Origin of the sequence: Streptomyces jumonjinensis (genome assembly GCF_009600885.1) — a bacterium.
Taxonomy (GTDB): domain Bacteria; phylum Actinomycetota; class Actinomycetes; order Streptomycetales; family Streptomycetaceae; genus Streptomyces; species Streptomyces jumonjinensis.
The window spans coordinates 36,314-40,752 of the sequence record NZ_VCLA01000159.1 but is presented as its reverse complement, the minus strand read 5'-3'; the positions used below and the strand labels follow the sequence as shown (position 1 = coordinate 40,752).

The following is a 4,439-nucleotide window of genomic DNA, read 5'->3' as shown; positions in this document are numbered from 1 at the left end:
CCAGCATCATCCGGCCTCAGCCCGTCGTCATCATCGAGGCCGAGCCGGACGAGCAGCACCACCAGGACCACGAGGACGAGGCCACCGAGCAGCAGCCGGCCCCGGTCGCGCCCGCACGCCGTGCCGTCGAGCTCGCCCCGGCCGCGCCCGCACGCCACCGACCGCCGCACCGCACCGCAGCCCCCCGGCCCGGCCCCCGCCGAGCGCGCCCGCGGATTGTCCCGCACCGCACCGCGTACGGCAGCATCAGCACCCCGCCCCGACAACCGCAGCAGCGACAACGACCGGACACCGCGCAGGCGCCCCCGGCCCCGCCGCACCGTGCCGCACACCCGTCCACCCCCGTGGCAACCCCGAGAAGGAAGGCCGCCCCCCGTGACCACTACTGACGACCCGCCACAGCCCGCCGAGGAGCCGGCGGGACTGTCGCCCAAGGCCCATCGGTTCCTTGCCGAGATCGGCGTACCGAGCGACCGCATCCCCGTGGCGGAGGAGGCCGCCGACCCGGACGACGACGAGGAGGAGGAGGCGCCTCACGGATACTGGCCGGAGCCGTGCGCCAACTGCGGGAAGCTGATTCCCCGCGACCGCCCGGCGGGGGCCGGACGCCCCCCGGAATACTGCAACAAGCAGTGCCAGAACGAGCGCAAGGCCGCCCGAGCGCGGGAGCGCAACGCCCCCGGTCTGCCGGGGCAGATTCTCCGGGTGGAGGAGACCACCACCCGCCTTGAACAGGTGGCCGCCGACATGCGTGCCGAGCTCTCAAAAATCAACAGCCCCGAGGGCATCGAGGCGAGGCTAGCGGCGGCCCGCGCGGCCAACCAGCAGGACGTAGCCCGTGCCAACCAAGCCGCCGTACAGGCACAGGCCGAGACGGCCGCCGCACAGTCCCAGGCTCAGCAGGCCCGCGCCGACAAGGAGGCCGCCGACGCCGCCGCCGAGCGCGACCGAACCGCCCGCGAGGCCGCCGACGACGCGCGCGAGGTCGCCGAGGGCGAGCGCCGCACCGCCGTGCACCTCAAGCAGCTTGCCGAGGACCGCGCCCAGGACGCCGCCGCCGCCCAGGCCCACGCCGAGACCGAACGCGACACCGCACAGGCCGCCGCAGAAGAGGCCCAGCGCACCGCGCGCCGAGCCGCCGCCGTCGAGGCCGAGGCCATCAACGGCCGTGACCAGGCCCGCCAAGACGCCGCCGCCGCACGGGCGCGCGCCGAGGACGCGACCGCCGAACGCGACCGCGCAGAGGCCCGCGCCGAGGAGGCCGGCCGGGACCGGGAGACCGCCGAGCGGAACCGGGACGAGGCCCGCCGCCAGGCCGAGGACGCGGGGACCCGGGCGAGGCTCGCCATCGAGGAGCGGGACCGGGCGACGGCCCGCGCCGACCAGGCCGAGGGGGAGAAGGAGGAGTTGGCAGCCGGGTACTCACGGGCCCTGGCGGATGTCCGCGCCGCCAAGCAGGAAGCCGACGACGCCCGCAACCAGGTCACCGAATCGGCACAGGCCCGCCGGGAAGCCGAGGACCGCGCCAGCCGAGCGGAGCAGCGGCAGACTCAGGCCGAGGCCCGCGCCGATCGCGCCGAGGCCCGTGCCGACAAGGCCATTGCGGACGTCCAGACCGAGCGGGATGCGCTCGCGGCCCAGCTCGCCACCGCGCAGGAGGACCGGCGCCAGGCCGACCGGCGCGAAGCCGCCGCCGAAGAGCGCGCAACCGTCGCCGCACAGCAGGCCGCCCAGGAGGCCGAGCGACAGGCGAAGGCGTACGAGAAGCTTGCCGCTGAACTACGCGGGTACGGCCAGGAGATTGACCGGCTGAAGGCCGAGGCCATCCAGCAGAAGGAAGCCACGAGGAAGCCGACGACACCGCGCAGGACGAAGAAGACGACCGCCGCGCCGGCCGACCCTACGCCGGTCGAGCCGATCCCCGGACAGACCGAAATGCCGATGCCCAAGACCGGCGAATAGGCAGCAGCGGGCCCGGCCGAAGGGACACGCAGCGGTGAGAAGCATCGTCAACCGGAGGGCCGGGCACTGCACCTACAGCGGGTGTACGGCCTATGTGCCGCCCGGTGCGGGGACGTGTACGAAGACCCGCCGGGGATGGAACGTACGATGCGCGGACCATCCAGCCGAGCAGGACGGGCCGCCTGAGGCGGAGGCTCGCTGTACGGGCACCACAGCCGAAGTCGTGGCGATGGTGGAGGCCCTGAAAATGGCGCCAAACATTCGGGTGATTTCCGTGTCCGAGGTATACGAGAGGCGTGACGAGCCGGGCCGCATCGGTGTTTATGTGAAAGTCGAAGTCGATTCGGATCCGAGCGCCGACCCGTGCGAGGAGGCAGAGTGACGACCAGGACCAGGAGCACGACCGACGACACCCCACCGGTGCCACATCAGCCCGTGGGAACGCACGATGAGAGGCCGCTGTACGCGTCCGGTGAGGTCCCGGACGATCTGATGACCGCCGCGCAGCTCAAAGAGGCCGGGCGCCGACTGACGAAGGGGCAGAAACCGCGTGCCTACCTGAAGTACAAGCCCAAGCACGGCAAAGGCCCCGTGCCGCTCTACCACGTTGAGGACACCGAGCGGGCCCGCGCTCTGTCGCCCAAGCAAACGGCTCAGAAGGTGGCTCGCCGGACGTGCATCCTGTGCACACAAGTGGCTGACGCACCGCTGTGGGAGCGGACACGGAAGGAAAGCCCGTGGCTTGCCGCAGACGGGCGGATCTGCCAGCAATGCAGCGACGGAGCCCACGAGCAGTGGCAGCGGACATGCGGCCGGTGCCGCACAACCTTCCGCAGCCGGGCGAGCGTCGACTACTCGCGAACGTGCGGGCCGTGCCGGGCCGTACTGGACCACGGCCAGGATCTCGCCCGCAGGCTCTCCCTCCGGCACTGCCCGGAATGCCTGACGCAGACCGCCACCCGCGAGCAGATCGAGGCCGCCGCGGCCGACGACCTCCCACACCGCCTGTATGCGCACTACCCCCGGACGTGCGGGCTGTGCCGGGCGGAGCAGAAGAAGGCGGCCGAAGAGGCAGGCCGCGCGTACGAGCGTGAGCGATGGGACGAGCTGGGGCCCGTCCGCCAGTGGGCCCGACAGGTGGTTGCCGCACCGGAGCGATATGCGGTTCTCGACACCGAGACGACCGGTCTTGAGTGGGACGCCAAGGTGGTGGAAATCAGCGTCACAGATGGTGCGGGAAACATCCTCCTGAACACCCTCGTGAATCCCAGAACTCCCATCCCAAGGGAAGCGCGATCCATTCACGGGATCAGCGACGATGATGTACGCGACGCACTCTCGTTCAGCATGATCCTCCCGGAGCTCACCCGCGTACTGGCCGGGCGCCGGATCATCATCTACAACGCCGAGTACGACACCCGGGTACTGGCCCATGAACTCACACGCCACCACCAGGAGGACAACCCCATCCCCGACTTGCGGCGGATGGAGCGACACCCCGCCGCCGAAGAGTGGATGAGAAACCAGCAGTGGAGCCGGTGCGCAATGCTCGCCTACGCCGTCCACCGCGGCGAGTGGTCCGACTACTGGGACGGATGGGCGTGGGCGCCCCTGAACGGCGGACACCGGGCACTCGCAGACTGCCGCAAGGTCGTACAGAGGATCAAGGAAATGGCCGCGCCACCGGATCCGTTCTAGGGCCGGAGTGCCGACGAGGGCCCGCACTGAAATGGTGCGGGCCCCGCTCGTTCAATCCTGGCCGAAGAGCCGTTCAGCAGCGTCGGCATCCAGCCCCACACTCGTACCGATAGAGGACCAGTCGAAGCCGGCCGATCGTGCCGAGCGCGCGGCCAGGAGCTGAGCGTTCTCGACAGCGGCACCGATGTCGTGGAGCTTGCGAAGGACCCCGAGAGGCAGGCCGTCCACGTCGTCCAGGAGGGCAGCCACCCGGCGCAGTGCGTGAACTGTTGCGTCGTCCGCGTTCGTGCCCGGGATCACTGACGCCACGTGAGATTGCCATGCCCGAAGGTGGTACTCAGACCAGGCCGATTGAGCCGGCCCCGGCTTCCAGTCGCCTACCCAGTGCCAGGGCAGCAGCACGGGCACGACAGCATCCGGAGACCATGTGACCGCTACTCGGTTCGGATCGGGGGCCGACACGTCCACCGAGTCCCCCGGAGGCAGCGACGGACCAGCATGGGCGGAGACCCAACCACAGACACATCCCGTGACGATAGGGCCACCCGGGGCACCATTTTTCAGCCACCATTTGATGCCTGATGACGGGACACTCACCATGCTGTCATCAGGAGATACGAGCTGCATTTCATGCAGCACATCACGCCCATCGGGCGCCTTTTCGATCCAGCCCGCCATCAGTTTCCCCTCTACGCAGGAGCCCTTATGGTCCCGCATTTCATGGACCGCCGTGCGCAGAATGCTGAGCTTGGCTTGCACAAGCTAAGTCCACGAACTGA

Annotated in this window: 4 protein-coding genes and 1 pseudogene; 4 read left to right on the top strand and 1 reads right to left on the bottom strand. The window is 70.1% G+C overall.

The window, feature by feature from the left end; all coding sequences use genetic code 11:
* The 4 genes and pseudogenes from FF041_RS38065 to FF041_RS22670 all read left to right on the top strand — a co-directional run.
* Positions 1-389, top strand: a pseudogene (locus FF041_RS38065) (hypothetical protein); the annotation flags it as partial.
* Positions 376-1,962, top strand: coding sequence for a coiled-coil domain-containing protein (locus tag FF041_RS22680; RefSeq protein WP_153524516.1), 1,587 nt, complete (start codon positions 376-378; stop codon positions 1,960-1,962). The pseudogene FF041_RS38065 and the gene FF041_RS22680, both read left to right, overlap by 14 nt.
* Before the next feature lie 223 nt (positions 1,963-2,185).
* Entirely contained in the window at positions 2,186-2,344 is a 159-nt protein-coding gene (locus tag FF041_RS22675; RefSeq protein ID WP_153524515.1) for a hypothetical protein, read from the top strand.
* Positions 2,341-3,660 (top strand): 3'-5' exonuclease, encoded by a 1,320-nt coding sequence (locus FF041_RS22670; RefSeq protein ID WP_153524514.1) that lies wholly within the window; start codon positions 2,341-2,343, stop codon positions 3,658-3,660. Before FF041_RS22675 ends, FF041_RS22670 begins: the two co-directional genes overlap by 4 nt.
* 51 nt (positions 3,661-3,711) lie before the next feature.
* Here FF041_RS22670 and FF041_RS22665 read toward each other — a convergent pair whose 3' ends face one another.
* A complete protein-coding gene (locus tag FF041_RS22665; RefSeq protein WP_153524513.1) occupies positions 3,712-4,419 on the bottom strand; it encodes a hypothetical protein in 708 nt (235 codons plus the stop codon).
* Positions 4,420-4,439 lie beyond the last annotated feature (20 nt).